The following is a 26,876-nucleotide window of genomic DNA, read 5'->3' as shown; positions in this document are numbered from 1 at the left end:
GATCGGGCAACTCCTCCCGGTCGTACGCCCGTCACTTCACTCACCGTAAGCGAGTGACCACACTTGATATATGGTCAGTTTTCGGAGTGAGCAGCGGCGGGAGCAAGCTCGGCCCCGCCGAACCGTGGGCGATGCGAGGCGGCGCCAGGCGCTGGCGGACGCGGCGGCCGGTCACGCGGGCGACGTCGCGAGGGTCGAGCGGTTCCGCTGCGTGATCTACCTGTGCGGTGCTCCCCACACCGACTTCGCGACTCCCCTCAAGGAGTGCACGGAGTACGCGAACGCGTTCGGCCGGCAGATCACCGACGTGATCGAGGAACGCGCGGGTCTGCTGCCGCCGCAGGGGCGTGACGGTCTGCGGCAGGCCATCGAGCGCGTCAGGAAGGGCGAAGCCGGTGCCGTGCTCACGAAGAGCGGCACCCCCGCACGGGTGCCGCTCTTCCCTTCGTGGGCCGGGGCCGTTGCCGATCGGTGAGGGTGGTCGGGTGACAGGCAACGGCTCCGGGGCTTTAGCGGTGGTCGCTGCCCGTCGAGGTGACCGCCGCGCGGCCGGCCTCCAGGCGGGCGACCGGGATGCGGAACGGGGAGCACGAGACGTAGTCCAGGCCGGCCTCGTGGAAGAAGTGGACGGACTCCGGGTCGCCGCCGTGTTCGCCGCAGACGCCGAGCTTCAGGTCGGGGCGGGTCTCGCGGCCGGCCTTGGCGGCGAGCTTCACCAGGGAGCCGACGCCGTCCTTGTCGATCGTCTCGAACGGCGACACCCCGAAGATGCCCTTCTCCAGGTAGGCCGTGAAGAACGAGGCCTCCACGTCGTCCCGGGAGAAGCCCCAGACCGTCTGGGTGAGGTCGTTGGTGCCGAAGGAGAAGAACTCGGCCGCCTCGGCGATCTGACCGGCGGTCAGCGCGGCGCGCGGCAGCTCGATCATCGTGCCGATGGCGAGCTTCAGCGAGGTGCCGGAGGCCTCCTCGACCTCGGTGATGACCTTGTCGGCCTCCTCGCGGACGATCTCCAGCTCCTGGACCGTGCCGACCAGCGGGATCATGATCTCCGCGCGGGGGTCGCCCTTGGCGGCCTTGCGTTCGGCCGCGGCCTCCGCGATGGCCCGCACCTGCATGGTGAACAGCCCGGGGATGACCAGACCGAGGCGGACGCCGCGCAGTCCCAGCATCGGGTTCTGCTCGTGCAGCCGGTGCACGGCCTGGAGCAGCCGCAGTTCGTTCTCGTGCGGCTCCTGCCGGGACTCGGCGAGGGCGACGCGGACCGACAGTTCGGTGATGTCGGGGAGGAACTCGTGCAGCGGCGGGTCGAGCAGGCGGACGGTGACCGGGAGGCCGTCCATCGCCTCGAACAGCTCGACGAAGTCCCGCTTCTGCAGCGGGAGCAGAGCCTTGAGGGACTCCTCGCGCTCGGCCTCGGTGTCGGCGAGGATCAGGCGTTCGACCAGTTCACGGCGGTCGCCGAGGAACATGTGCTCGGTGCGGCACAGGCCGATGCCCTGGGCGCCGAAGCGGCGGGCGCGCAGCGCGTCCTCGGCGTTGTCGGCGTTGGCCCGCACCCGCAGCCGGCGCTTGCGGTCGGCGAAGGCCATCATCCGGTGTACGGCCTCGACGAGCTCGTCGGCGTCGTCGGCGCCCGGGTGCATCCGGCCCTCGAAGTACTCGACGACCGGTGACGGGACGACCGGCACCTCGCCGAGGTAGACCTTGCCGGAGGACCCGTCGATGGAGACGACGTCGCCCTCCTCCACGACGTGCCCGCCGGGTACGGTCATCCGCCGGCGCTTGGTGTCGACCTCGAGCTCCTCGGCGCCGCAGACACAGGTCTTGCCCATGCCGCGGGCGACGACGGCCGCGTGCGAGGTCTTGCCGCCGCGCGAGGTGAGGATGCCCTCGGCGGCGATCATGCCGTCGAGGTCGTCGGGGTTGGTCTCGCGGCGGATCAGGATGACCTTCTCGCCGGAACGGGACCACTTCACGGCGGTGTAGGAGTCGAACACCGCCTTGCCGACCGCCGCGCCCGGGGAGGCGGCGATGCCCCGGCCGACCTGCTCGACCTTGGCGCCGTCGTCGAAACGCGGGAACATCAGCTGGGCGAGCTGGGCGCCGTTGACCCGGGTGAGGGCCTCGGCCTCGTCGATCAGGCCCTGGTCCACCAGCTGGGTGGCGATGCGGAAGGCCGCGCCCGCGGTGCGCTTGCCGACGCGGGTCTGGAGCATCCAGAGCCGGCCGCGCTCGATGGTGAACTCGATGTCGCAGAGATCCTTGTAGTGGTTCTCCAGGGTCTCCATGATCTGCATCAGCTGGTCGTACGACTTCTTGTCGATCCGCTCCAGCTCGGCGAGCGGCACGGTGTTGCGGATGCCCGCGACCACGTCCTCGCCCTGCGCGTTCTGCAGGTAGTCGCCGTAGACGCCCTGGTGGCCGGAGGCGGGGTCACGGGTGAAGGCGACACCGGTGCCGGAGTCGGGGCCGAGGTTGCCGAAGACCATCGAGCAGACGTTGACGGCGGTGCCCAGGTCGTGCGGGATGCGCTCCTGGCGGCGGTAGAGCTTGGCGCGGTCGCCGTTCCAGGAGTCGAAGACCGCCTTGATGGCGAGGTCCATCTGCTCGCGCGGGTCCTGGGGGAAGTCCCGGCCGCACTCGGTCTTGACGATCTTCTTGAACTTGGTGACGAGCTTCTTGAGGTCGGCGGCCTCCAGCTCGGTGTCCACGGTGACGTTCTTGGCGGCCTTCGCGGCCTCCAGCGCGTCCTCGAACAGCTCGCCGTCGACGCCGAGGACGGTCTTGCCGAACATCTGGATGAGGCGCCGGTAGGAGTCCCAGGCGAACCGGTCGTCACCGGCCTGCTTGGCCAGTCCCTGCACGGACTTGTCGGACAGGCCGATGTTGAGGACGGTGTCCATCATGCCGGGCATCGAGAACTTGGCCCCGGAGCGGACCGACACGAGGAGGGGGTCGTCGCTCTGGCCGAGCTTCTTGCCCATCCTCGCCTCGAGGGCGTCGAGGTGCGCGCTGACCTCGTCACGCAGTGCCGCGGGCTCCTCGCCACTGTCGAGGTAGGTCTTGCAGGCCTCGCTGGTGATGGTGAAGCCGGGCGGGACGGGAAGGCCCAGGTTGGTCATCTCGGCGAGGTTGGCACCCTTGCCGCCGAGCAGGTCCTTGAGGTCCTTGTTGCCCTCGGTGAAGTCATAGACGAACTTCACGCCCTCAACGCTCGTGCCCGGCTGAGCTACGTGGGGATCTTTGTTTTCCGACACGGGTCTCGACTCCTCGAGGACGCGGTGGCTGCCCTGACGGCGAGGAATGTACCCAGATCAAAGGCGTCTGGGTACGTCCACTTGCGCGTCATGTGCCTGTAACCACTCGCCCGCCAGCGGATTGAAAGTCAAAGCTTGGCAAGCAGTCACCGTCGAGTGTTTTCACTTCTTGAACACACCATCCCGTCAACCCGTCCTCCGAGTGCTCGTATGAGCGGCATTCTCCACGTCTGATTTCGCTCGGTGAACGATCATGGGATGGCACTGAGTGCCGCCCTTTGAGAAGTGCAGCCGCTCAAGATCCGCTCATCTGAGCGCAGCCCTTATCAAGGGTGGCGAGAATCACGCTGCCACATCGCGCCGGATTTCACCATGCGGGCAGCCGGCACCCGCTCCGCACCACGAAGTCACCGGTCGGATGAACGCGCCGGTCGGCACGGCCGTACGAAACGACGGCGGACCCGGACCCCCACGCCGGGTCCGCCTCCTCGCCGGCCTCGGTACGGAAGGAACCTCCGGGTTGCCCGACTCCCTACGTGTCCTCGGACGTGCCCGCACCCGCCTGCGCGCCCTGCGTGACGCGCACCCCGCCGCAGCCCGCGCCCTCCGCCGGACCGTCCACGTCCTCGCCGCCGTCCTCGTCGTCGGCGCCCTCCTGCTGCCGAACTCCGCCTCGGCCCTGCGTCCGAACCGCTTCACGGGCATCCCCGCCGAGGCGATCATCGGTGCCGTCCTGCTGCTCGCCCTGCCGCGCCGGCCCCGCATCGTCGTGGCCGCGCTCTACGGGGCGGGCCTCGGCGTCCTGACCGTGCTCAACCTGCTGGACATCGGGTTCACCGAGTATCTGGGCCGGGGCTTCAACATCGTCCTCGACTGGGGCCTCCTCGACGACGCCCTGTCCTACGTCGAGGACTCGATGGGCGGTACGGCGGCCACCGCCGCGGCCGTCGGCGCGGTCCTCCTCGCCCTGCTCGTCGTGGTCCTGATGGCGCTGGCGACGGTACGGCTCGGCCAGCTGCTGGCCCGGCACCGCGCCCGCGCCACCCGGGGCGCGCTGATCGCGGGAACCGTGTGGATCACCTGTACCGCCCTGGGGCTGCAGATCGCCGGTGTGCCGGTCGCCTCGGACCGGGCCGCCGGGGCGGTGAAGGGACAGACCGAGCGCGTGGTGAACACCCTGCGCGACGAGGCGGCGTTCGCGAAGGAGGCCCGGGCGGACACCTTCGGCGCCACTCCCCCCAGCCGTCTCCTGCCGGACCTGCGCGGCAAGGACGTCGTCATCGCCTTCATCGAGAGCTACGGCCGTAGCGCCGTCGAGGACCCGGCGATCGCCCCCGGCGTCACCCGCACCCTCGACGCCCGCACCGCCGCGCTCGCGCGGGCCGGCTACCGGGCGCGCTCCGGTTGGCTCACCTCGGCGACGTACGGCGGCAGCAGCTGGCTGGGACACTCCACGGCCATGTCCGGCCTGTGGATCGACAACCAGCAGCGCTACCGCACCGTCACCAACGGCGACCACCTCACCCTCACCAAGGCGTTCCGCAAAACCGGCGCCTGGGACACCGTCGGCATCATGCCGGGTGTGCGGAAGGCCTGGCCGGAGGCGGAGTGGTACGGCCTCGACCGGGTCTACGACGCGAACGAGCTGGGCTACCGGGGGCCGAAGTTCAGCTGGTCGACCATGCCGGACCAGTACGCCCTGGAGGCGTTCGAGCGTCTGGAGCACGGCAGGAAGCACGACAGGCCGCTGATGTCGGAGATCATCCTCACCTCCAGCCACCAGCCCTGGGCGCCGATCCCCGAGCTGGTCGACTGGGAGGACCTCGGCGACGGTTCGGTGTTCGACGCCGTCCAGAAGGCGGGGAAGAAGTCCTCCGACGTCATCGCCGACTCCGCCGCGTCCCGGCGGGAGTACGGCAGGTCGATCCAGTACTCGGTCACCAGCCTCACCCAGTGGCTGGAGCGCTACGGCACCGACGACACCGTGCTCGTCTTCCTCGGCGACCACCAGCCCATCGCCCGGGTCAGCGGCCACGGCGCGAGCCGGGACGTGCCGGTGACGATCGTCGCCAAGGACCCGGAGGTGCTGGCGAAGACCGACGGCTGGAACTGGACCGAGGGGCTCAGGCCCGCGAAGGACGCGCCGGTGTGGCGGATGAGCTCCTTCCGCGACCGCTTTCTGACGGCCTTCGGCTCCGTCCCGCACCCCACCGGGGGCTGATCAGCCGCCGGAGGTGTCGAGCTCCGCGTCCTCGCCGACGCCCGCGCAGTCGTAGGGGTCCTTCAGCCAGCCGTCCGGCAGCACCACGCGGTTGTTGCCGGACGTCCGGCCGCGGGGCCCGTCGGCGCCTGCCGGCCAGGGCTGGTCCAGGTCCAGTTCGTCGAGCCCGGCCCGCAACTCCTCCAGCGAGGAGGTGACCGCGAGTCGCTTGCGCATCTCGGAGCCGACCGCGAAGCCCTTCAGATACCAGGCGACATGCTTACGGAAGTCGATCACGCCGCGGGACTCGTCACCGATCCACTCGCCGAGCAGCGTGGCATGCCGGACCATGACGTCGGCGACCTCGCGCAGAGCGGGCCGTACGAAGGCGTCGGTGCGCCCCTCGAAGGCGGCCACCAGGTCCGCGAACAGCCACGGCCGGCCGAGGCAGCCGCGGCCCACGACCACGCCGTCGCAGCCCGTCTCTCGCACCATCCTTAGCGCGTCCTCGGCCGACCAGATGTCGCCGTTGCCGAGCACCGGGATCTCCGGGACATGCTCCTTCAGCCGGGCGATGGCGTCCCAGTCGGCGGTGCCGCCGTAGTGCTGGGCCGCGGTGCGGCCGTGCAGCGCGATGGCGGTCACGCCCTCCTCGACGGCGATCCGGCCGGCGTCCAGGTAGGTCAGGTGGTCGTCGTCGATGCCCTTGCGCATCTTCATCGTCACCGGCAGCTCCCCGGCTCCGGCGACCGCCTCGCGCAGGATGGAACGCAGCAGGTTCCGCTTGTACGGGAGGGCCGAGCCGCCGCCCTTGCGGGTCACCTTGGGGACCGGGCAGCCGAAGTTGAGGTCGATGTGGTCGGCGAGGTCCTCCTCCGCGATCATCCGGACGGCCTTGCCGACGGTGGCCGGATCGACGCCGTACAGCTGGATGGAGCGGGGCCTCTCGGTCGCGTCGAACCTGATCAGCTGCATGGTCTTGTCGTTCCGTTCGACCAGCGCCCGCGTGGTGATCATCTCACTGACGAACAGGCCCTTGCCGCCGCTGAACTCCCGGCACAGGGTGCGGAAGGGCGCGTTGGTGATCCCGGCCATGGGGGCGAGCACGACGGGCGGCCGCACCGCGTGCGGGCCGATCTGCAGGGACGGGTTCGTCAGGGCCGGTTCCGGCGTGGATGTGGGCGTGGGCATTGGCCCATTGTCCCGCACGCCGGGGCCGCCCGTCACGGTGACCGTGTAACACTCATTAGTTAACCGCACTATCGAAATACCCTACGATGGGACCATGCCCGAGCTCAGCCACGGCCGACGTCTCCTGGTGCTCGCGATCTGCTGCACCAGCCTGCTGATCGTGAGCCTGGACAACACCGTCCTGAACGTCGCCCTGCCCTCCCTGCAGCGGGATCTGCGCACCACCACCTCGGGCCTGCAATGGGCCATCGACGCCTACACCCTCGTCCTCGCGTCGCTGCTGATGCTCGCCGGCTCCACCGCCGACCGGATCGGCCGCAAGCGGGTCTTCATGGCGGGCCTGGTGATCTTCTCCCTCGGCTCGCTGCTGTGCTCGCTCGCCCCGAACCTCGAGGCGCTGGTCGCCTTCCGCGCGGTGCAGGCGGTGGGCGGTTCGATGCTGAACCCGGTCGCCATGTCGATCATCACCAACACCTTCACCGACCCGCGTGAGCGGGCCCGCGCGATCGGCGCGTGGGGCGCGGTCGTCGGCATCTCGATGGCCGCCGGTCCGCTGGTCGGCGGCCTGCTGGTGGAGTCGGTCGGCTGGCGCTCGATCTTCTGGATCAACCTGCCGGTGGGCCTCGCCGCCCTCCTGCTGACCCTGCGCTTCGTCCCGGAGTCCCGCGCGCCCCGGGCCCGCCGCCCCGACCCGGTCGGCCAGCTCCTGGTCATCGCCTTGTTCGGCTCCCTGACGTACGCGATCATCGAGGCCCCGCACGCCGGCCTGCCGACGGCCGCGCCCTTCGCCGGCCTTGCGCTCGCGGCCCTGACCGCCCTCCTGTGGTACGAGTCCCGCCGCCGCGAACCCCTCATCGACCTGCGCTTCTTCCGTTCGGCGCCGTTCAGCGGGGCCACCGTGATCGCGGTCAGCGCGTTCGCGGCGCTCGGCGGGTTCCTGTTCCTGTCCACCCTGTATCTGCAGAACGTCCGGGGCCTGAGCGCCCTCGACGCCGGTCTGTGGATGCTCCCCATGGCCGTGCCCACCTTCCTGTGCGCTCCGCTCTCCGGCCGGCTGGTCGGCGGCCGGGGCCCCCGCCTGCCGCTGCTGGTCGCGGGCGGCGCGATGACGGTGAGCGGGCTGCTGTTCGCCGTCCTCGAGGCCGAGACGGCGAACCCGACGCTGTTCCTCGGCTACGTCCTGTTCGGCGTCGGCTTCGGCTTCGTCAACGCCCCCATCACCAACACCGCCGTCTCCGGCATGCCGGCCGCCCAGGCAGGGGTGGCCTCGGCGGTCGCGTCCACCAGCCGTCAGCTGGGCCAGGCGCTGGGGGTCGCGGTGGTCGGCGCGGTGCTGGCGGCCGGGGTGGGCTCGTCCTCGTACGCGGACACCTTCGTGGCGGCGGCCCGGCCCGGCTGGTGGATCATCGCCGGCTGCGGGTTCGCGGTCCTGGTGGTGGGCGCGGCGACCTCAGGCCGCTGGGCCCGCGGGACGGCTCGGCGGACGGCCGAGCGGCTGGAGTCGGCGGAGCTCCGCCAGGCCGCGGGAGTGGGCGCGCGGCGCTGACGCGGTGACCGATTCCCGCCCTGCCGGCCTCGCTCTTGCCGCACACTCCTTGTCGTCGGAACGACAAGAACGACGACGCGGATGCCGGAAGGCCGGAGGGGCCATGTCGCAGACCGACCCGGGCAAGGTCAGCCGCTGGGATCTCCACGGCCGCGAGCACGTCGTGCGGGTGCGGCGCGGCGGCGCGTGGCGCACGCTCAGCTGCGACACGTGCGGCTGGCGCCGGGGCGCCCCGTTCCTGCCCCGGCTCAGGCTGCAGGCGCAGGACCACCTGGCCGACGCGCACCAGGCGACGGTGGACCCGACGGCCACGCGAACCCCGGACCGGGCCAGGGGCCGGTGACACTCACCGCGCGGTGAACACGAGCTTCACCCTCAGCGCGACAACGCCGCGCATGCTAGCGCTCGGCAGCGTCTTCATGCTCCGCTGGCCACGGTCACCGGCGTTGCCGCGCTGCTGCAGGCCAGTGCCACCGCCTTCCAGGTCCTCAAGTACGCCAGCGTCGCCTACCTGCTGTACATGGCCTAGGCCACGCTCCGGGACAAGGAGTCGATCACGGTGGACGACCCGGCCGCGCCCGTCTCGACGGGACGGGTGATCGTGCACGGCGTACTGATCAACATCCTCAACCCGAAGCTGACGCTTCTTCTTCGCCTTCCCCCGCGAAGCTCCGCCGCAGCCCCTCCCTCACCCGCGGCCGGGAGACGACGTGGTCGCGCACGGAGGCCGCGAGGATCCCATACCCGGCGAAGACGACAGGTCCCGAGGGTGCAGGCGAGCGCCGCGACGGCGCTCGCCCGGCGGACGCGCGAGAGGGCGGCGGCGAGCGTGTGGACGACCCCGGTGCCGGGGGTGGTCGGCAGGAAGGCGATGCTCATGGCATCCACCCTGGACGCACGACGGTCCCCGACACAGGACCACTTCGGTGGCTGTATCGGGGACCCATCGGCGTCGGCCGTCGGGGAGCCCCCCGGACGGGGGGTGCCTCGGCGGCCGGTCGTCAGCAGCCGAGCAGACGCGAGGCCAGGTAGCCCTCGATCTGGTCCAGCGAGACGCGCTCCTGCTTCATCGTGTCGCGCTCACGCACGGTCACCGCGTTGTCGTCGAGCGTGTCGAAGTCGACGGTGACGCAGAACGGCGTACCGATCTCGTCCTGGCGGCGGTAGCGGCGGCCGATCGCGCCGGCGTCGTCGAACTCGATGTTCCAGTGCTGACGCAGCGACTGCGCGAGCCCCTTGGCCTTCGGCGACAGCTCCGCGTTGCGGGACAGCGGGAGGACGGCCACCTTCACCGGCGCCAGGCGGGGGTCGAGCCGCAGCACGGTCCGCTTCTCCATCTTGCCCTTGGCGTTGGGCGCCTCGTCCTCGACATAGGCGTCGAGCAGGAAGGCGAGCATCGCCCGGCCGACACCGGCCGCCGGCTCGATGACGTACGGCGTCCAGCGCTCGCCGGCCTCCTGGTCGTAGTAGGCCAGGTCCTGGCCGGAGGCCTTGGCGTGGGCGGAGAGGTCGAAGTCGGTGCGGTTGGCGACGCCCTCGAGCTCGCCCCACTCGCTGCCGCCGAACTGGAAGCGGTACTCGATGTCAGCGGTGCGCTTGGAGTAGTGGGAGAGCTTCTCCTTCGGGTGCTCGTACCACCGCATGTTCTCCTCGCGCAGGCCGAGACCGGTGTACCAGTTCCAGCGCTGCTCCATCCAGTACTCCTGCCACTTCTCGTCCTCGCCCGGCTTGACGAAGAACTCCATCTCCATCTGCTCGAACTCGCGGGTGCGGAAGATGAAGTTGCCGGGCGTGATCTCGTTGCGGAAGGACTTGCCCATCTGGGCGATGCCGAACGGCGGCTTGCGCCGCGAAGTGGTCTGCACCTGGGCGAAGTTGGTGAAGATGCCCTGGGCGGTCTCGGGGCGCAGGTAGGCGATGGAGCCGGAGTCCTGCGTCGGGCCGAGGTGGGTGGCGAGCAGGCCCGAGAACTGCTTGGGCTCGGTGAAGGTGCCCTTGTTGCCACAGTTGGGGCAGTTGATGTCGGCGAGGCCGTTCTCCGGGGCGCGGCCCTTCTTCTCCTCGTACGCCTCCTCCAGGTGGTCCGCGCGGAACCGCTTGTGGCAGGAGGTGCACTCGGTCAGCGGGTCCGTGAAGGTGGCGACGTGACCGGAGGCGACCCACACGTCCGGGGCCAGGATCACGGAGGAGTCGATACCGACCACGTCCTCGCGCGAGGTGACCATGTAGCGCCACCACTGGCGCTTCAGGTTCTCCTTGAGCTCGACACCCAGCGGTCCGTAGTCCCAGGCGGCCTTCGTGCCGCCGTAGATCTCACTACTGGGGAATACGAAGCCACGGCGCTTGCTCAGGCTGACGATGGTGTCGATCTTGTCGGCGGCCACGGTGCTCTCTTCATTACGACGACGGGCGACGAAGCGAGATTGCTTCCAGCGAAGTTCTCAGGCTACCGGCGTGGCCCGCCCCGCGACCAATTCGGTACCCCGCTACCGCACCTCACCCGCTTTGTTGACAACGGTTTCCATGTTTGTTGAAAATGACTGTCATGAACGTACGACGACGCCGCATATCCGCGGCCGCGCTGGCCACGGTCGCCGCCCTCGGCCTCTGCACCCTCACCGCCTGCTCCTCGGACAGTGCCGCCGCGGGCAACACCGAGAAGTTCGACGTCGTCGCGTCGTTCTACCCGATGGCGTTCCTCGCCGAGCAGATCGGCGGCGAGCACGCCAACGTGACCAGTCTCACCGAGCCCGGCCAGGAGCCGCACGACCTGGAGATCAGCGCGAAGCAGACCGCGCAGCTCCAGGAGTCCGACGCGGCCCTCTACCTCAAGGGCCTCCAGCCCACCGTCGACGAGGCCGTCGGCCAGTCCGAGATCAGGACGAAGATCGACGCGAGCACCCTGACCTCCCTGGAGGCGCACGGTAGCGAGCCCGGCGGCCACGAGGACGAGCACGGCCACGAGCACGAGGGCGGCGCGGACCCCCACGTCTGGCTCGACCCGGTCAAGTACGCCGAGGTCGCCGAGGGCGTCGGCAAGGCCTTCGAGAAGGCCGACCCCCACCACGCCGCCGACTACCGGAAGAACACCACGACCCTGGTCGGCAAGCTGAACGGCCTGGACAAGAAGTTCGAGACCGGCCTCGCGGACCGCAAGACCGACGTCTTCATCACCACCCACGCCGCCTTCGGCCACCTCGCCGAGCGCTACGGCCTGACCGAGGAGGCCATCAGCGGCCTGGACCCCGAGTCCGAGCCCAGCGGCGCGCGCGTGAAGGAACTCGGGGACACGGCGAAGGCCGACGGCGTCACCACCGTCTTCTACGAGACGCTCGTCAGCGACAAAACCGCCAAGACCCTCGCCGGGGACGCCGGGCTCAAAACGGACGTCCTCGACCCGGTCGAGGGCATCACCGACGCCTCCCGCGGCGACGACTACTTCCAGGTCATGGAGGCCAACCTCACGGCCCTGCGGACGGCCCTGGGTGCCGCATGACCGACGGACCACCGGAGGACGGCATGACGACCGAGCCCGTGATCTCCCTGCGCGGGGTCCGCGCCGAGCTGGGCTCGCGCCCCGTCCTGCACGGCATCGACCTCACCGTGCGCCGCGGTGAGGTCGTCGCCCTGCTCGGCGCCAACGGCTCCGGCAAGTCGACCGCCGTGCGGAGCGTCATCGGCCAAGTGCCCGTCACCGCCGGTGAGATCGACCTGTTCGGCACCCCGCAGCGACGGTTCCGCGACTGGGCGCGCGTGGGCTACGTCCCACAGCGCACCACCGCCGCGGGCGGCGTCCCGGCCACGGTCACCGAGGTGGTCTCCTCGGGCCGCCTGGCCCGCACCCGCTTCGGTCTCTTCCGCAGGACCGACCGCGAGGCCGTACGCAACGCCCTGGACCTCGTCGGCATGGCGGACCGCGCCAAGGACTCCGTCGACGCGCTGTCCGGCGGCCAGCACCAGCGGGTGCTGATCGCCCGCGCGCTCGCCGCCGTCCCCGAACTGCTGATCATGGACGAGCCGATGGCGGGCGTGGACCTGGCCAGCCAGGAGATCCTCGCCGAGACCCTGAGGCACCAGGTCGCCGAGGGCGCCACGGTCCTCCTCGTCCTGCATGAACTGGGCCCTCTGGAGCCCCTGATCGACCGGGCGGTCGTGCTCCGCGACGGCTGCGTCCTGCACGACGGCCCACCCCCGAAGGCCGTGGGCCAGCATGCCCTGCCCGGCCACGACCACGTACACCCGCACGCACCCGCGGGCGCCGAACCGATCCGCACGGGACTGCTCAGCTGATGGAGATCCTCGACTACGCCTTCATGCAGCGGGCGCTGCTCGCCGCCGTCCTGGTCGGCATCACCGCCCCCGCCGTCGGCATCTACCTGGTCCAGCGCCGTCAGGCCCTCATGGGCGACGGCATCGGCCACGTGGCGATGACCGGCGTCGGCCTCGGCTTCCTGCTCTCCTGGTCCCCGGTGTGGATGGCGACCCTGGTCTCCGTCCTCGGCGCCGTCTTCATGGAACTGGTCCGCTGGTACGCCAGGACCCGCGGCGACATCGCCCTCGCGATGCTGTTCTACGGCGGTATGGCCGGCGGCGTCATGTTCATCAACCTCGCCCCCGGCGGCTCCACCACCAACCTCTCCTCGTTCCTCTTCGGCTCCCTGTCCACGGTCTCCGAGTCCGACGTCACCGCGATCTGTCTGCTGGCCGCGTTCGTGGTCCTGGTGACCGTCGGTCTGCGCCGGCAGCTGTTCGCGGTCAGCCAGGACGAGGAGTTCGCGCGGGTGACGGGCCTGCCGGTGCGCTTCCTGAACCTGCTGACGGCCGTCACCGCCGCGGTCACCGTCTCCGTCGCGATGCGCGTGGTCGGCCTGCTGCTGGTGAGCGCGCTGATGGTGGTGCCGGTCGCGGCGGCCCAGCAGCTCACCCGCAGCTTCGCCGCCACGTTCGCCATCGCCGTCGCGATCGGCGTCGCCGTGACCCTCGGCGGCACGGTCACCTCGTACCACCAGGACGTGCCGCCCGGCGCGACGATCGTGCTGCTGACCATCGGCGCGTTCATCGCGCTGACCGCGCTGGCCACCCCGCTGGCCCGCCGCCGCGCCCGGGCCCTGGCCGCCGCACACCCTGGCGGCGACCCCGCGGAGTGTGCGATTCCGGCCAGCCGCACGGCGGGCCACGAGGCCGGAGCCTGACTGTCCTCTGCCCGGACTGGCACAATGGCCCGGGCAGAGGCGAGACCCGAGGAGGCATTCCCGTGACGACCGCAGGACCGCCCGTGAGGGGCCGCTCCACCCGGCAGCGTGCCGCCGTGGCGGCGTGCCTTCAGGAGGTCGACGAGTTCCGCAGCGCGCAGGAGCTCCACGACATGCTCAAGCACAAGGGCGACTCGGTCGGGCTCACCACGGTCTACCGCACACTGCAGTCCCTCGCCGACGCGGGCGAGGTCGACGTCCTGCGCACCGCCGACGGCGAGTCCGTCTACCGCCGCTGCTCCACCGGCGACCATCACCACCACCTGGTCTGCCGCACCTGCGGCAAGGCGGTAGAGGTAGAGGGCCCAGCAGTCGAGAAGTGGGCCGAGACCATCGCAGCAGAACACGGCTACGTCAACGTGGCCCACACAGTAGAAATCTTCGGCACCTGCGCAGACTGCGCAGCCTCCTCCTAGCTGCGGGCAGTCGTGCCTCCCCCAGTGCCTTAAGGGCCTGGGAGGTACCCCCAGGGCGATGGGGGTCCCCCCGCTCGAGCGAAGCCGAGAGTGGGGGAGGGTGGGCGCAGCGGCACCCGTCCAGCGCAGGGCAGCGCGACCCACCCCCGGCCGGCACCAGCACGGTCCCACCGATAACCAGCGGCGCTGACGCGCGGCCCCGGTCAAGACTCCCCGCGGCCCTCCATGGCCAACAGCTCCTCGTTCGGGATCGCTCCGCCGAACCGCCGGTCCCGGGAGGCGAACTCCAGACACGCCCGCCACAGGTCACGCCGGTCGAAGTCCGGCCACAGGACGTCCTGGAAGACCATCTCCGCGTAGGCGCTCTGCCACAGCAGATAGTTGGACGTACGCTGCTCACCGCTCGGCCGCAGAAACAGATCCACGTCCGGCATGTCCGGGTAGTACATGTACTTCTGCAGCGTCTTCTCGCTCACCTTCGCCGGATCCAGCCGCCCCGCCTTCACATCCTCCGCCAGCGCCTGCGCGGCATCGGCGATCTCCGCGCGCCCGCCATAATTCATGCAGAAGTACAGCGTCAGCCGGTCGTTGCCCTTCGTCTGCTCCTGGGCGATCTGCAGCTCCTTGGCCACCGACTTCCACAGCTTCGGCATCCGCCCGACCCACCGCACGCGGATCCCGAGCTCATCCAGCTGATCCCGGGTCTTGCGGATGAAGTCCCGGTTGAAGTTCATCAGGAAGCGCACCTCGTCCGGCGAGCGCTTCCAGTTCTCGGTGGAGAAGGCGTACAGCGAGATCGCGCCGACGCCCATCTCGACCGCGCCCTGGAGCACGTCCAGCACCCGCTCGGCACCGACCTTGTGCCCTTCGGTACGCGGCAGCCCCCGCTCCTTCGCCCAGCGCCCGTTGCCGTCCATGACGATCGCCACATGGTTCGGCACCAGCTCTCCGGGGATCTTCGGAGGCCGCGCGCCCGACGGATGCGGTTCCGGCGTCCTGTACTCCCGGCGCTGCCGCCCCAGGAATCCGCGTACGACCATGTGCCTCTCGTCTCCTCTGGCTGTTCGCTGCGCGCGTCACTTCTCGACGTACCGGAGCGAGCGCAGCCCGCGCTCCAGATGCCAGTGCAGGTAGGCGGACACCAGCCCGCTCCCCTCCCGGACGTACCGCGCCTCGCACGCGTCCGCCGTCTCCCAGTCTCCCGTAAGCAGCGCTCCGAGGAGTTCCAGGGTCTGCGGCGAGGGTACGACGCTGCCGGGCACCCGGCAGTCGGGACAGATGGAACCGCCCGACGCGACCGAGAAGAACCGGTTCGGCCCGGGCATCCCGCACTTCACACAGTCGGTGAAGCTCGGCGCGTACCCGTTCACGGCGAGGGAGCGCAGCAGGAACGCGTCGAGCACGAGATGCGGCGCGTGCTCCCCCCTCGCAAGGGTCCGCAGCGCGCCCACCAGCAGCAGATACTGCTGCACCGCCGGCTCGCCCTCGTGGTCGGTGAACCGCTCCGCCGTCTCCAGCATGGCCGTCCCGGCGGTGTAGCGGGCGTAGTCCGTCACGATCCCGCCGCCGTACGGCGCGATCGTCTCGCTCTGCGTGCACAGCGGCAGGCCGCGCCCGATCAGCTCGCTCCCCTTCGAGAAGAACTGCACATCCACATGCGAGAACGGTTCGAGGCGCGCACCGAACTTCGACTTCGTCCGGCGCACGCCCCTCGCCACAGCGCGTACCCGCCCGTGACCGCGCGTGAGCAGGGTGATGATCCGGTCCGCCTCACCCAGCTTCTGGGTGCGCAGCACTATGCCGTCGTCGCGGAACAGACTCATGGCACCCATTGTCGCCTACGTTCACGGCACCTCTCCGCGACTGCGGGCATTGGCGTACGCCGTCGCCGCGCGCAGCCGCTCGGCCACGGTCGCCTGCCGTACGACCTCGGGGTCGGCGTCCCACTCCCGGCCGCCGCCGTACGGTCTCAGCTGAACATAGGGCCCCTCATGCCCCATGACGATGCCGATCCGCTCGGTCCCGGTGTCCACGACGTACGCACCGACGGGCGGCTTCACCGCAGCACCGCCGCGATGAGCCTCGCGGTCGCCACGGAACACCGCCCCAATTCCACGAGCGGACAGGGCGCCTCCCGCGCGAGACTCACCGGGTCCAGACCCAGTGACGGCAGTGAAATCCCGGCCTTCGCGAGCGCCGCCCGCAATTGCTCCACCACTTCCTCCGCTTCTTCGACGCAGGGCGCCGCGTGTTGTGCCGTCAAGCCAATTCCCTTCCCCTCCGAGTTTCACCCTTCGTATCCCCACAGTGACGGTCAGTCTCTACACTTCGGAAGGGGTTCACGCCCTACAAGCCCGGGGCTGCACAAAGGGGTTGATCAATGGCCAACGGTTCACGTCAGGCGGCATGGGAGTTCTTCGGGGCGGAGCTGAAGCGACGCCGGGAAGACGCGGGATTCACGCAGGTGGAGCTGGGGACGAGGGTCTTCGTCTCCGGCGGCTACATCGGCCAGTTCGAACAGGCCATTCGCAAGCCGCAATTGGACGTCGCCCAGCGGATCGACGAGGCACTGCAAACCGACGGTATTTTCGAGCGGCTGTGCAGGAAGCTGATTGACGACCGCCGGTATGCGGATTACTTCGCGAAGGCGGCGGAGTTGGAAGCGCTGGCAACCGGTATCTGCGAGTTCGCGCCCGCGTTGGTGCCAGGCCTGTTGCAGACGCCGGCCTATGCCAAGGCGGTCACCCTGGCGATGCATCCCTTTGCCTCAGATGAGTTCATCGACGAGAAGGTCTCGGGCCGTATGGATCGCGGACGCATCCTGATGGACCCAACTCGGCCGAAATATTGGGCGATCCTGCACGAGAACGTCCTGCGGATCCCGGTCGGCGGGGTGACAGTAATGGCGGAGCAACTGCAGCACATCGCGACGCTCGCGCGGGAGCGGACACTGGCGGTGCAGGTGCTGCCGTACAGGGCTGGTGGGTATGCAGTGATGACCGGCGACCTACGGCTCATGGAGTTCGATGACGCGCCGCCAACGGCCTATACAGAAGCGGTGTATTCAGGGAATCTGCTGGACGACCCGGCTGTGGTGAAGCGAGCCCAGTCGGCATACGATCTGCTCAGGACGGACGCGCTGCCACGAGAGGCGTCCCGGGCACTGATCGAGTCGGCCGCGGAGGACTTCAGACGATGCGCGAGTACGACCTGAGCGAGGCACTTTGGCGCCGGAGCACCTACAGCGACGGCAACGGAGGCAACTGCATCGAGGTTGCCTATGACTTCCCCGGCGCCGCCCGCTGGCGCAAGAGCACGTATAGCGGCGGAAGCGGCGCCGAAGATTGCGTCGAAGTCGCCCACGACTTCCCCGGCGTCATCCCCGTCCGGGACAGCAAGGCAGGCACCGCCGGTCCAGTGATCGTCGTCGGGTCGGCGGCCTGGACGGAGTTCATACGTACCGTCCGCGCCACGGCTTGAACTCCGGGAGCTCACGGGGCCAGGGCCGGGCTCCTGGGGGAGGTTGCCAGGCGCAGGCCGAGGTCGACCAGGGTCCAGCCGACGCGGGCGCGGAGGAGCCGCGGGCGCATGGCCGAGGCGGCGAGACGGTACGCGTCGGCGTCGGCGCGGAGCTCGGCCGCGCGGGCGTGGTGCAGGGCGAGGTGGATCTCCGGATGCATCGGGCAGCCTCTCATTCCGTACGGACGGGGAAGACGTGGGTGTGGAGACGCACCTGCTCGGTGTCCGGGGCGCTCGCCTCGGAAGCCTGCGCGCGGTAGCTCTCCACAAGGTCGTGCATCTTGTGGACGAGTTCCTCGGCGGCTTCCGGCGTGAGGCGCAGCGTCCAGTCGCTCATGTCCGACGCGCGGCGCCAGTCCTCGGACCAGTCGCTGCCGGTGCCGAGCCAGGTGGCGATCTCCTGGGTGTGGTTGTTCGCGATCTCGTGCAGGAACAGGTCGGCGGCCCCGCGGACCTGGGGATCGCGGTCCCTGAGCAGGGCGTCGTCGAAGCGCACGCCGGCGTGGACCGCCTTCCACCACCGCTCCCGCCCCTTGCCGCGCTCCGGCGCGTCCTCCACGAACCCGTGGGTGGCCAGCTGACGCAGGTGATAACTGGTCGCCCCGCTGGACTCGCCCAGTTTCGCGGCCAGTTGGGACGCGGTGGCCGGTCCGCCGCGCCGCAGGGCGTTCAGCAGCCGAATGCGCAGCGGATGCGCGAGACCTCGCAGCGAGCGTGCGTCGAGAGTGCGGTCCTCAGGCACGCGCGGCCGCTCGGACTCCATGGATTCCCGGGACTCGTCCATGACTCCGAGAGTAGCCATGCAAAGAACCCGTTGCAAGGGTTTCTATGCAACAGGTTCTTTGGACAAGCGCCATGCTACCTCACCCCCGACCGGCGCGGCATTCGTACGACCGGACGATGAGCTGCCGAAGAGGCCGTTGGCGTGACGTTTCGCCGCCGCCGCAACCGTGGTGGCCGCGTGTGGGCTCCTGTACCGCAGAACCGACACCCTTGGGTGAGGAGACCGCCATGACCGCGACCGCCGCTTTCGAGTACGGCCCGAACCGTGACTTCGCCGCCCCCTACGCCGTCAAGGACGGCACGGGCTCCGCCTGGTGGCCCCCGGCGGACGGACAGCCGGACGGCGATTACCTGCTGGCCCCGCCCCACCCCGCCGACCGCGTCGGCACCGCCATCGACCCCCGCGACCGCCGCCGGCTGGAGCTGCACGCCGCGCTGACCGCGGCCGGCATCCCGCCGCGTCCCGAGGACCGCGAGGCCATCGAGAGCCTGAGCGCGCTGTCCGCCGGCATCAACACCACCATCCAGCGCTGGCTGCACCACACGCTGTGAAGCCGGCCGGCTCACGACCTCCCCGGTGCCACCAGCCCCGACTCGTAGGCCACGATGACCAGTTGGGCCCGGTCCCGGACCCCGAGCTTGCCCATGGTCCGGCTGACGTGCGTCTTCACAGTGAGCGGGCTCAGGCCCAACGACCCCGCGATCTCGGTGTTGTTCAGGCCGCGCGCCACCAGCGTCAGCACCTCGCGCTCACGGTCGGACAGGCACTCGGGACCGGCGGCGACCGGCGCCGACGGGCTCCGGAGGAAACGTTCGATCAGGCGGGCCGTGGGGGCCGGGCGAGAGCAGGGCGCCTCCTGCACGAGCCGGTAGGCGGCGGCCCCGACGGCGGGCCGCACGGGACCCTCGACCCGGACGGCCGGTTCCACCCGGGCCCCGGCCAGCCGCGCGGCCTCCACCAGATCGGGTACGCCGTCGAGCCCGGCCAGCGGCCCCCGGGCGTCCGCCGGACCGGCGTTGTCGCGCAGCACCTCCAGGGTCGTACGGAGTTCACCGCGCGCGGTCCGGCAGGTGTCGGCGATGTCGTCGAGGGCCTTGGCGACGGTCGTCCGGTCGAGGCGTTCGGGGTCGGCGGCCAGGACGTGCGCGGCGACGGAGGTCTGCACGCCGATGAGGGTGATGCTGTCGGCCAGTAGGTCGTGCAGGTCGCGGCGATGCGCAGGCGTTCCTCGGCGGCCCTGCGGCGGGCCTCCTCCTCACGGGTGCGTTCGGCCCGTTCGGCACGCTCGACGATGGCGGCGACGTACTGGCGGTAGAAGCGGACGTCGACGCCCAGGAAGAGCACGGCGACGACCCAGCCGGTGATGCGGACCAGCTCCACGACGCCGTCGGGGTTGGTGAGGGCGTTCATGGTGAGGGTCGTGCCGATGAGGACGGTGCCGAGGAGCAGGGTGCGGCGCGGTGTGCTGGTCGCGGCGACCGTGTAGAGGGCGACCAAGGACGCGGCGACGGGTGCGGCGTGGTTGTTGTCGAGGGCGTGGTACGGCACGACCGGCGCGATCACCAGCAGCAGGACCAGCAGAGGGCGGCGGCGTCTCCACGGCAGTGGCGCATGGGCGGCGAGCAGCAGCGTCCAGCCGAGCGCGTCGGGCCGGCGGTCGTGGTCGACGAGCAGCGCGAGGACGGTGGCGAGCACGGCGGTGCACGCGGCGAGGATCGCGTCGTTGCGGACGGCGTGCGGGGCGGTCAGGGGGTCGCGGCTGATCGCCGTCATGATCCGCTCGCCGGTGCGGGGGCGCTGCGCTGCCTGCGCTGTCCTCGTGGGCACGGGGTCCATCCTCCGGGAGGAGGGCGCCCCGGGAGGGAGGGGCGCCCTGCTGTCGCGTGCGGGCGGCTACACGGGTTCCGGCTGCCGATCGCGACGCAGCAGCACGCTCGCCGTGGTGACGAGGTAGGTCCGGACGAGGAACGTGTCGAGGAGGACGCCGACCGCGATGACGTAGCCGAGTTCGACCAGCGGCACCAGGGGCAAGGTGGTGAGGACGGCGAACGTCGCGGCGAGGACGATGCCCGCGGAGGCGATCACCCCGCCCGTGGTGCGCAGTGCGGTGAGCGCGGCGGCCTCGGGTTCGGCGCCGTTCAGGGACTCCTCCCGCATGCGGTGCATGAGGAAGATGCCGTAGTCGACGCCGAGGGCGACCAGGAACACGAAGGACAGCAGTCCGAGTCCGGGGTCGGTGCCGGCGAAGCCGAACAGCGGCTCGAAGACCAGCCCGCCGATGCCGAGGGCGGCGCCCCAGACGGCGGCCACGGCGGCGAGCAGCAGCAGCGCGACGAGGCTGCGCAGCAGCGCCACGAGGATCACGAACACGGCGGCGAGCACCAGCGGCACGATCACCTTGCGGTCGCGTGCCTCGCTGTCGGCGAGGTCGAGCTGCTGGGCGCTGGGGCCGCCCACGTAGGCACCGTGGTCGTCGTCGAGCGCCTCACGCAGGGCCTCGATGGTGCGGGTCTCGCCCGGTGACTCGGGGGCGGCGGTGGTGAACACGGAGGTCTCGGTCCAGCTCTCGCCGCTGCGTCCGGCGGCGGCCTCCCCGACCCCGTCGGTGTTGCGCCCCTCGTCCAGTACGGCGTCGGCCCGGTCGGTGGGTGCCATCACGGTGAGCGGCTGGGAACTCCGCTCGGGGTACTCCTCGGCCAGGGTCCGCATCGCGGCGATGGACTCGGGCCGGTCGGTGAAGGCGTCCTCCTGCCTGAGGTCGCCGCTGAGGTTGAGGGTGCCGAGGGCGAGGGCGCCGAGGAGCACGGCGCCGCCCGCGAGGACGATGGCGGGACGCCGGGCGGCCGAGGTGCCCATGGCGGCGAACAGCGACCTGCGCGCCTTGGGCGTACTGCCGAAAGCGGGGATCAGCGGCCAGAACACGCGGCGGCCGAGCAGCACGAGGACCGCGGGCAGCAGGGTCGTCATGGCGACAAGCGCGGCGAGCACCCCGATCATGCCGACCGGGCCCATGCCCCTGCTGCTGTTGAGATCGGCGGCGAGCAGGCACAGCAGTCCGGCGGCGACGGTGCCGGAGGAGGCGGGGATCGCCGGTCCGCACCCGCGCAGGGCGGCGCGCATGGCTTCGTACGGCCGTTCGTGGCGGCGCAGTTCCTCGCGGTAGCGGGAGACGAGCAGCAACGCGTAGTCGGTGCCGGCGCCGAGGACGAGGACGGTCATGATGCCGCCGCTCTGGCCGGTGATGGTGACGTCGAACAGTTCGTGGAGCCCGTACCCGGCGGCCATCGCCACGGCGGCGGCGACGCCCGCGACGGCGAGCGGCACCAGCCACCGACGAGCACGAGCGCGGCGAGCCACAGCCCCACGACCACCCACGGCACGGCACGCCACCGCCCAGTACCTGTCCTTACAGCCCCCATGAGACGGGCTCCCCTCCGATCCGACATCTGCAACACTCCCCACCCTCCCGCCGGAGAGGCGCCGGAACGTCGGCCGTGAGGGCGAGTTGAGGGGTACTGCGGGGGGCGGCATGGGGGCGGGGTTACTCCCGCGGGAGTAACCGGCCGGAGCATGCCATTGCCGTGTGCACACGGGGTGGGCTATTCATGGCGTTCATGACCATGGTGTCCACAAGACCGGCCGACCCGGCCGAACTCACCGAAGTCCGCTCCTTGTTGGAGACCTGGTACGGGGCGGGTCCCGCGCCGTCACGGGAGGCGCTGGAACACCTTTCGCACCATGGCCTGGTGCGGGTGGCCGAGGCGGACGGGGCGGTGGTGGGATGTGCCGCGGCTGAGTCGCCGTCCCCGGGCCATATGCGCCTGTGTGCGGTCGCCGTCGCGTCCGGAGCGCGCCGTCGGGGAGTCGGCGCACGGCTGGTGCGGGAGATCGTGGAGGAGGTGCCGGAGGCGCCCGGGGAGCGGCCCACGATCTCCGCCGTGGTCGGTACCGGTGATCTGGACTCCGCCCGTTTCCTGCTCGCCTGCGGGTTCGTAGGCACGCGTGTGTTCAAGGCGGGGCGGGACGGGGGTCTGCGCATCCAATACCAGCACAAGCTGCGGGTCGACTATGTGGACCCCGATGCCCGCCACCTGGTGCCGACCGAACTGCCGGAACAGCTCGTTGAATCCCTGGCGCCCGACGACCACGCCGTGACGGGGCTGGTCGCGCTGGCCGAGGGGCCCGCCTTCGAGATCACCCGGTTCGAGCGCGACGATCCGGCGTCGCTGCAGTCGGGGGAAGCCGCCGCGGGCATCGCCTTCTCAGGGTCGTTGCTGGCCGCCATCACCTTCCTGCTGGGCATCTCGTTCACGTCGGACCGGTTCCCCGACGACGTACGCCTGGTCCTCATCGGCTCGACCTTCAGCACCATGCTGTCCCTGATCGTGTACGCGAGCGCCTCCGGTGAACTGGCCAGGATCCGCGCCAATTCCTTCGGCCGGATCATGAAGTGGGGGAACGTCCTCTCGGAGTTCGGCGGTGTGCTGCCGTTCCTGATCACGCTGCCGGTGATCTATGCGGGAGTCAGCCACAACCGGTGGATCACGATGCTTCTGGCGCTCGTGGCCGGTGCGGCGATCGCGGGATACGAGTGGTCCGAGTTCTCCATCGCCCACCGTTTCCGCAACACCGGCATCGGCTTCGTCCTCATGGTCCTCACCGCCGTCTCACCTCTGTACGGCGCCGCCGCGGTGACCACCGGCACGGTGAGCTGGCCATGGGCGCTGCTGCTGATCGTGACGCTCACGGCGCGCACGTGGCTGTATCTGGCCCGCCGCGGTCCGGAGGCCGGGATCGCCAAGCACCGTATGCAGTGGCAGATCAGGGAGTGAGGGACAGCAGCCTCCGCACCCTGTCCGCCGTTTCGCCGCCGGCGCCCCAGGACAGGGTGACTCCGCCGCCGCCGTGGCCGTAGCTGTGCACGACCGTGGTGGCGCCGTGACGTTCCTCCTCGAATCGGATCTCCGGCCGGGCCGGCCGCAGTCCGACCCGGCACTCGACGACCCGGGCGCCGGCCAGCCGGGGGTCGATCGCCGCGCAGCGCCCGACGATGCGGCGGGCCGTGTCGCCGTCCGGCTCGGTGTCCCAGCTGCCGCGTTCGGCGGTGCCGCCGAGGACGAGGGTGTCGCCCTGGGGGTAGATGTAGACGAGGTCGTCCGCGCCGGGTGTGTCGTCGCAGAAGAAGTCATCGATGCCGGGGTTCTCGACGACGACCAGCTGACCGCGCACCGGCACCACGGACGGGTCGGGGACGAAGCAACGGGCCCCGGCGCCCGTGCAGTTGACGACGACCGGCACCGGGTGGGCGCGCAGGGCGTCGGCGAGCGTGTCGTAGTGGCGGCGCCGCATCCGGCCGCCCGCGGCCCGCAGCCGCCGTGCGAGGTGGGCGAGGTAGCGCGGCATGTCGACGACCGGGGCCCGGTAGCGCCACCCGGTGACGAATCCGGGCATCAGTTCGTCCGGCGTGCACGCCCGGGCGCCGACCAGGGGCGCCCAGGCGGGCAGGTCGCACCGGGTGCGGGACTGCTGGGTGCCGTCCGCCAGCCGCACCCCGCTGTCCTCGACGTCGCTCAGCCCGGTCAGGGCGTCGAGGCCGACCCGGCTCCAGCGCTCCACCAGGGCGGCGGGCCGTACGAGGTAGGGGTCCCACATGGCGCCGGCGGCGGCCGAGGTGGTCGCGGCCGGGTCCCGGGCGCTGACCACCTCCACGTCCACGCCGCGCTCCGCCAGGCAGACGGCCGTCGTCAGCCCCACGACGCCCGCACCGATGACCACCACGCTGTCCGCCACTGCTCGTCTCCTGTAGGGAGTCGCCGTCCCGTCCGGGCCTTCAGCATGACATCACGGCAGGTGGGGCCTGCGGTCCGGCGGGGCGCCGGGGACGGTCAGGACGGCGTGCGGGCCGCTGCCGCCAGCAGACGGGTCACGTCGTCCGAGCAGATGGTGAGGGCCGCGCCGACCGTGGCGAGGGCGTCGCGTTCGGCGGGGGTGTAGGGGCCGTCGGCGAGGGCGATGCGGGCGCCCTGGAGGAGGATGGACTCGCGGCCGGGGGCGGCGAGGTGCGGGGCGAGGGGGTCGAGGGCCTCGTGGAGCTCGATGGCGAGGCCAGCCGTGCAGGGTTCGCCGGTGAAGCGGCCGGTGTCCGCCTCCAGGGCCTCGACGAGCGCGGCCAGCTGCTCCTCGGTGCAGTCGTCGAAGCCGGCCGCGCGCACCCCGACCGCGGCCGTCTCCAGGGACGCGCGTGAGCAGACGCCGCCCGCGGCCAGGACCGCGAGGGCGACGGTGTGGACGGCGTCGCGGAGCATCGCGGAGAAGCGGGTGGTGGTGGGGTGGTCCAGGACCTCGGTGCCGAAGTGGCGGCGGCAGGCGGCGCACTCGACGGTCGGTGCGGACGCGCCGCGCGGCAGCACGGGCACACCGAGCAGGGTGAAGCGGCGGCGTCCGGTGAGCCGCTGGTAGTTGCGGTCGCCGCCGCAGCCGGGGCAGAAGAACTCCCCGTCGCCGACGGCCGTCCACGCGGTGCGGGTGCCCATGAGGCGCGACAGTCCGACAGCGGCGGCACGGCCCTTGGGTCCCCGTTCTGGCAGCACGTCGCACCTCCATCAACGCCACAGCGCCATCGCCGCGCTTGCGTGATGTTAGCCACATCCATGAGGCTGAGTCAGTACCCCGGACGAGACCTTCCCGTGACCTGCACACTCATTGGCCGGTAAACGACGGGGCTCCGCCCGCCGCAAACGGCGGGCGGAGCCCCTTAAACCCCACGAAGTGGCTGATCAGCGCGCCGCGCGGTTGACGGCCGAGACGACGGCCTTCAGCGAGGCCCGCGTGGTGTTCGCGTCGATTCCGATCCCCCACAGAACCTTGTCGCCGATCGCGCACTCGATGTACGAGGCGGCCTGCGCGGAGGCGCCCTCGCTCATCGTGTGCTCCTGGTAGTCCAGCAGGCGTACGTCGATGCCGATGCCCTGCAGCGCGTGGAAGAAGGCCGAGATCGGACCGTTGCCGGTGCCGACCAGGGTGGTCTCCTCGCCGTCCACGGTCGCCTGGACGGTGAGGGTGTCCACGCCGTCGTGGTCGGTGGTGCTCTGGCCGCCCGCGACCTGGATGCGGCCCCAGGGGTTCTCCGGGTTGGGCAGGTACTCGTCCTGGAAGACGTCCCAGATCTCGGTCGGCGTGATCTCGCCGCCCTCGGCGTCCGTCTTCGCCTGGATGATCTTCGAGAACTCGATCTGCATCCGGCGCGGCAGCTCCAGCTTGTGGTCGTTCTTCAGGACGTAGGCGATACCGCCCTTGCCGGACTGCGAGTTGACGCGGATGACGGCCTCGTAGGAGCGGCCGACGTCCTTGGGGTCGATGGGCAGGTACGGGACCGCCCACTCGATGTCATCGACGGTGACGCCTTTGGCCTTCGCGTCGGCCTCCATGGCGTCGAAGCCCTTCTTGATGGCGTCCTGGTGGGAGCCGGAGAAGGACGTGTAGACCAGGTCGCCCACGTACGGGTGGCGCGGGTGGACCTCCATCTGGTTGCAGTACTCCCACGTGCGACGGATCTCGTCGATGTCGGAGAAGTCGATCTGCGGGTCGACGCCCTGGGAGAACAGGTTCATGCCCAGGGTGACCAGGTCGACGTTGCCGGTGCGCTCGCCCTGTCCGAACAGGCAGCCCTCGACGCGGTCGGCGCCGGCCATCAGCGCCAGCTCGGCGGCGGCGACGGCGGTGCCGCGGTCGTTGTGGGGGTGGACGGACAGGCAGACGTACTCGCGGCGGGAGAGGTTGCGGTGCATCCACTCGAAGCGGTCGGCGTGCGTGGAGGGGGTGGAGCGCTCCACGGTGGCGGGCAGGTTGAGGATGATCTCGCGGCCCGGGCCGGGCTGGTAGACGTCCATCACCGCCTCGCAGACCTCCAGCGCGAAGTCCAGCTCGGTGTCGGTGAAGATCTCCGGGCTGTACTGGTAGCCGAACTCGGTCTCGGGGCCCAGCAGCTTCTCGGCGTACTCCATGACCAGCCGGGTGCCGTCGACGGCGATCTGCTTGATGTCGTCCTTGGAGCCGCGGAAGACCACGCGGCGGAAGACGGGCGCGGTGGCGTTGTACAGGTGGACGGTGGCGCGCTTGGCGCCCTTCAGGGACTCCACCGTCCGCTCGATCAGGTCCTCACGGGCCTGGGTCAGTACGGAGATGGTGACGTCGTCCGGGATGGCGTCCGGGTCCTCGATGATGGAGCGGACGAAGTCGAAGTCGGTCTGGCCGGAGGCGGGGAAGCCGACCTCGATCTCCTTGTAGCCCATCCTGACCAGCAGATCGAACATCGTGCGCTTGCGGGCGGGCGACATGGGGTCGATCAGGGCCTGGTTGCCGTCGCGCAGGTCGGTCGAGAGCCAGCGGGGGGCGGTGGTGATCCGCTTCTCCGGCCAGGTGCGGTCGGGGATGTCGACCTGCTCGTAGCGGCCGTACTTCTGGATCGGCATGGAACTGGGCTGCTGGCGGTTTGCCATGGTGCGTGGGCTCCTCGGGGGTCCGCGGGGTGTCCTGGTGGACGGCCGACGGCGCAGCGCCGAACTCCGCGGGGAGGGGGTCGGCCTCTAATGCAGACCCTCACCGCGGCAGCTAAGGAGAAGCAGCCCGAAACGCATGATGCTCCGCAGCTTAACCGAGTCGCTCACCGTGCGAAGGTCCGTATCAGTATGCGGGACCGGCGGGATGAAGTG

General features: G+C 70.6%; 25 protein-coding genes and 4 pseudogenes. 13 read left to right on the top strand and 16 right to left on the bottom strand.

The genetic code is table 11. The features are described from left to right. Positions 1 to 70: 70 nt before the first annotated feature. Entirely contained in the window at positions 71 to 475 is a 405-nt protein-coding gene (locus AB0L56_RS18585) for a hypothetical protein (RefSeq protein ID WP_365424552.1), read from the top strand. Between the two features lie 34 nt (positions 476 to 509). On the opposite strand, the gene ppdK is transcribed toward AB0L56_RS18585, so the two are convergent. Continuing rightward, positions 510 to 3,203 (bottom strand): pyruvate, phosphate dikinase, encoded by a 2,694-nt coding sequence (ppdK, locus tag AB0L56_RS18580; RefSeq protein WP_361022914.1) that lies wholly within the window; start codon positions 3,201 to 3,203, stop codon positions 510 to 512. 625 nt (positions 3,204 to 3,828) lie between these two features. Here ppdK and AB0L56_RS18575 point away from each other — a divergent pair. Next, positions 3,829 to 5,478 (top strand): CDP-alcohol phosphatidyltransferase, encoded by a 1,650-nt coding sequence (locus AB0L56_RS18575; protein WP_365424653.1) that lies wholly within the window; start codon positions 3,829 to 3,831, stop codon positions 5,476 to 5,478. Here AB0L56_RS18575 and dusB read toward each other — a convergent pair whose 3' ends face one another. After that, positions 5,479 to 6,648 carry a tRNA dihydrouridine synthase DusB gene (gene dusB, locus AB0L56_RS18570; protein ID WP_365424549.1) on the bottom strand — a complete coding sequence of 390 codons (1,170 nt, stop codon included), beginning with the start codon at positions 6,646 to 6,648 and terminating at the stop codon, positions 5,479 to 5,481. Positions 6,649 to 6,742: 94 nt separating this feature from the next. Here dusB and AB0L56_RS18565 point away from each other — a divergent pair, with 94 nt between their 5' ends. The 3 genes and pseudogenes from AB0L56_RS18565 to AB0L56_RS18555 form a co-directional block, all read left to right on the top strand. Further along, entirely contained in the window at positions 6,743 to 8,194 is a 1,452-nt protein-coding gene (locus tag AB0L56_RS18565) for an MFS transporter (protein WP_365424547.1), read from the top strand. A gap of 103 nt (positions 8,195 to 8,297) precedes the next feature. Then, a complete protein-coding gene (locus AB0L56_RS18560; RefSeq protein ID WP_361022923.1) occupies positions 8,298 to 8,537 on the top strand; it encodes a hypothetical protein in 240 nt (79 codons plus the stop codon). Between the two features lie 84 nt (positions 8,538 to 8,621). Further along, positions 8,622 to 8,840, top strand: a pseudogene (locus AB0L56_RS18555) (LysE family transporter); the annotation flags it as partial. A 116-nt stretch (positions 8,841 to 8,956) separates the two neighbouring features. Here AB0L56_RS18555 and AB0L56_RS18550 read toward each other — a convergent pair. Together AB0L56_RS18550 and AB0L56_RS18545 are read right to left on the bottom strand one after the other, a co-directional pair. Further along, positions 8,957 to 9,073 (bottom strand): annotated as a pseudogene (locus AB0L56_RS18550) (LysE family translocator); the annotation flags it as partial. 122 nt (positions 9,074 to 9,195) lie between these two features. After that, positions 9,196 to 10,578 carry a glycine--tRNA ligase gene (locus tag AB0L56_RS18545; protein WP_361022926.1) on the bottom strand — a complete coding sequence of 461 codons (1,383 nt, stop codon included), beginning with the start codon at positions 10,576 to 10,578 and terminating at the stop codon, positions 9,196 to 9,198. 161 nt (positions 10,579 to 10,739) lie between these two features. On the opposite strand from AB0L56_RS18545, the gene AB0L56_RS18540 reads away from it, so the two are divergent. The 4 genes from AB0L56_RS18540 (at position 10,740) to AB0L56_RS18525 (ending at position 13,862) form a co-directional block, all read left to right on the top strand. Next, entirely contained in the window at positions 10,740 to 11,690 is a 951-nt protein-coding gene (locus tag AB0L56_RS18540) for a metal ABC transporter substrate-binding protein (protein ID WP_365424544.1), read from the top strand. Positions 11,691 to 11,713: 23 nt separating this feature from the next. Beyond that, entirely contained in the window at positions 11,714 to 12,484 is a 771-nt protein-coding gene (locus AB0L56_RS18535) for a metal ABC transporter ATP-binding protein (protein WP_365424651.1), read from the top strand. Next, on the top strand, positions 12,484 to 13,386 hold the full coding sequence (locus AB0L56_RS18530) for a metal ABC transporter permease (RefSeq protein WP_365424542.1): 903 nt from the start codon (positions 12,484 to 12,486) through the stop codon (positions 13,384 to 13,386). Before AB0L56_RS18535 ends, AB0L56_RS18530 begins: the two co-directional genes overlap by 1 nt. A 62-nt stretch (positions 13,387 to 13,448) precedes the next feature. Continuing rightward, positions 13,449 to 13,862 (top strand): Fur family transcriptional regulator, encoded by a 414-nt coding sequence (locus tag AB0L56_RS18525; RefSeq protein ID WP_365424540.1) that lies wholly within the window; start codon positions 13,449 to 13,451, stop codon positions 13,860 to 13,862. Between the two features lie 203 nt (positions 13,863 to 14,065). Here the strand turns inward: AB0L56_RS18525 and AB0L56_RS18520 are convergent, their stop codons facing one another. The 4 genes from AB0L56_RS18520 to AB0L56_RS18505 are packed head-to-tail and all read right to left on the bottom strand — an operon-like array spanning position 14,066 to position 16,125. Next, positions 14,066 to 14,902, bottom strand: a complete 837-nt coding sequence (locus AB0L56_RS18520) for an isoprenyl transferase (RefSeq protein ID WP_361022938.1) — start codon at positions 14,900 to 14,902, stop codon at positions 14,066 to 14,068. Between the two features lie 36 nt (positions 14,903 to 14,938). Continuing rightward, positions 14,939 to 15,685: a DNA repair protein RecO gene (gene recO / locus AB0L56_RS18515; RefSeq protein ID WP_361022940.1), complete on the bottom strand. Its 747-nt coding sequence runs from the start codon at positions 15,683 to 15,685 to the stop codon at positions 14,939 to 14,941. A 21-nt stretch (positions 15,686 to 15,706) separates the two neighbouring features. Further along, entirely contained in the window at positions 15,707 to 15,922 is a 216-nt protein-coding gene (locus AB0L56_RS18510) for a hypothetical protein (RefSeq protein ID WP_190166130.1), read from the bottom strand. Next, complete coding sequence (locus AB0L56_RS18505; RefSeq protein ID WP_365424537.1) at positions 15,919 to 16,125, bottom strand: hypothetical protein; 207 nt, start codon at positions 16,123 to 16,125, stop codon at positions 15,919 to 15,921. The genes AB0L56_RS18510 and AB0L56_RS18505 overlap by 4 nt, the downstream gene beginning before the upstream one ends. 117 nt (positions 16,126 to 16,242) lie before the next feature. Between AB0L56_RS18505 and AB0L56_RS18500 the strand changes: the two genes are divergently transcribed. Both AB0L56_RS18500 and AB0L56_RS18495 read left to right on the top strand, forming a co-directional pair. Then, positions 16,243 to 17,076: a helix-turn-helix transcriptional regulator gene (locus tag AB0L56_RS18500; RefSeq protein ID WP_361022948.1), complete on the top strand. Its 834-nt coding sequence runs from the start codon at positions 16,243 to 16,245 to the stop codon at positions 17,074 to 17,076. Continuing rightward, the gene (locus AB0L56_RS18495; protein ID WP_365424535.1) at positions 17,058 to 17,342 is read left to right on the top strand and encodes a DUF397 domain-containing protein; all 285 of its coding nucleotides are present in this window, start codon (positions 17,058 to 17,060) and stop codon (positions 17,340 to 17,342) included. Before AB0L56_RS18500 ends, AB0L56_RS18495 begins: the two co-directional genes overlap by 19 nt. Before the next feature lie 11 nt (positions 17,343 to 17,353). On the opposite strand, the gene AB0L56_RS18490 is transcribed toward AB0L56_RS18495, so the two are convergent. After that, positions 17,354 to 17,542: a hypothetical protein gene (locus AB0L56_RS18490; RefSeq protein WP_365424533.1), complete on the bottom strand. Its 189-nt coding sequence runs from the start codon at positions 17,540 to 17,542 to the stop codon at positions 17,354 to 17,356. Between the two features lie 11 nt (positions 17,543 to 17,553). Continuing rightward, on the bottom strand, positions 17,554 to 18,165 hold the full coding sequence (locus AB0L56_RS18485) for a helix-turn-helix domain-containing protein (protein ID WP_365424531.1): 612 nt from the start codon (positions 18,163 to 18,165) through the stop codon (positions 17,554 to 17,556). A 227-nt stretch (positions 18,166 to 18,392) separates the two neighbouring features. Between AB0L56_RS18485 and AB0L56_RS18480 the strand changes: the two genes are divergently transcribed. Beyond that, complete coding sequence (locus AB0L56_RS18480; protein WP_365424529.1) at positions 18,393 to 18,716, top strand: hypothetical protein; 324 nt, start codon at positions 18,393 to 18,395, stop codon at positions 18,714 to 18,716. Between the two features lie 11 nt (positions 18,717 to 18,727). Here AB0L56_RS18480 and AB0L56_RS18475 read toward each other — a convergent pair whose 3' ends face one another. The 3 genes and pseudogenes from AB0L56_RS18475 to AB0L56_RS18465 form a co-directional block, all read right to left on the bottom strand. Further along, the gene (locus AB0L56_RS18475) at positions 18,728 to 18,907 is read right to left on the bottom strand and encodes a LuxR C-terminal-related transcriptional regulator (RefSeq protein WP_365424649.1); all 180 of its coding nucleotides are present in this window, start codon (positions 18,905 to 18,907) and stop codon (positions 18,728 to 18,730) included. Positions 18,908 to 19,015: 108 nt separating this feature from the next. Further along, positions 19,016 to 20,001 (bottom strand): annotated as a pseudogene (locus AB0L56_RS18470) (histidine kinase dimerization/phosphoacceptor domain-containing protein); the annotation flags it as partial. 81 nt (positions 20,002 to 20,082) lie between these two features. Then, positions 20,083 to 21,495, bottom strand: a pseudogene (locus AB0L56_RS18465) (MMPL family transporter); the annotation flags it as partial. Between the two features lie 275 nt (positions 21,496 to 21,770). On the opposite strand from AB0L56_RS18465, the gene AB0L56_RS18460 reads away from it, so the two are divergent. Then, positions 21,771 to 22,997 (top strand): GNAT family N-acetyltransferase, encoded by a 1,227-nt coding sequence (locus AB0L56_RS18460; protein ID WP_365424527.1) that lies wholly within the window; start codon positions 21,771 to 21,773, stop codon positions 22,995 to 22,997. Here AB0L56_RS18460 and AB0L56_RS18455 read toward each other — a convergent pair. From AB0L56_RS18455 to leuA, 3 genes are all read right to left on the bottom strand, one after another. Continuing rightward, positions 22,987 to 23,955: an FAD-dependent oxidoreductase gene (locus tag AB0L56_RS18455; protein ID WP_365424525.1), complete on the bottom strand. Its 969-nt coding sequence runs from the start codon at positions 23,953 to 23,955 to the stop codon at positions 22,987 to 22,989. The genes AB0L56_RS18460 and AB0L56_RS18455 overlap by 11 nt on opposite strands. Positions 23,956 to 24,050: 95 nt before the next feature. Beyond that, the gene (locus AB0L56_RS18450) at positions 24,051 to 24,755 is read right to left on the bottom strand and encodes a TerB family tellurite resistance protein (protein ID WP_365424523.1); all 705 of its coding nucleotides are present in this window, start codon (positions 24,753 to 24,755) and stop codon (positions 24,051 to 24,053) included. 186 nt (positions 24,756 to 24,941) lie between these two features. Further along, positions 24,942 to 26,663, bottom strand: coding sequence for a 2-isopropylmalate synthase (gene leuA / locus AB0L56_RS18445; protein ID WP_361022992.1), 1,722 nt, complete (start codon positions 26,661 to 26,663; stop codon positions 24,942 to 24,944). Positions 26,664 to 26,876: the final 213 nt, after the last annotated feature.

It is taken from the genome of Streptomyces sp. NPDC052079, assembly GCF_040680275.1.
Taxonomy (GTDB): Bacteria; Actinomycetota; Actinomycetes; order Streptomycetales; family Streptomycetaceae; genus Streptomyces.
This window is presented reverse-complemented; position numbering and strand designations above follow the sequence as displayed.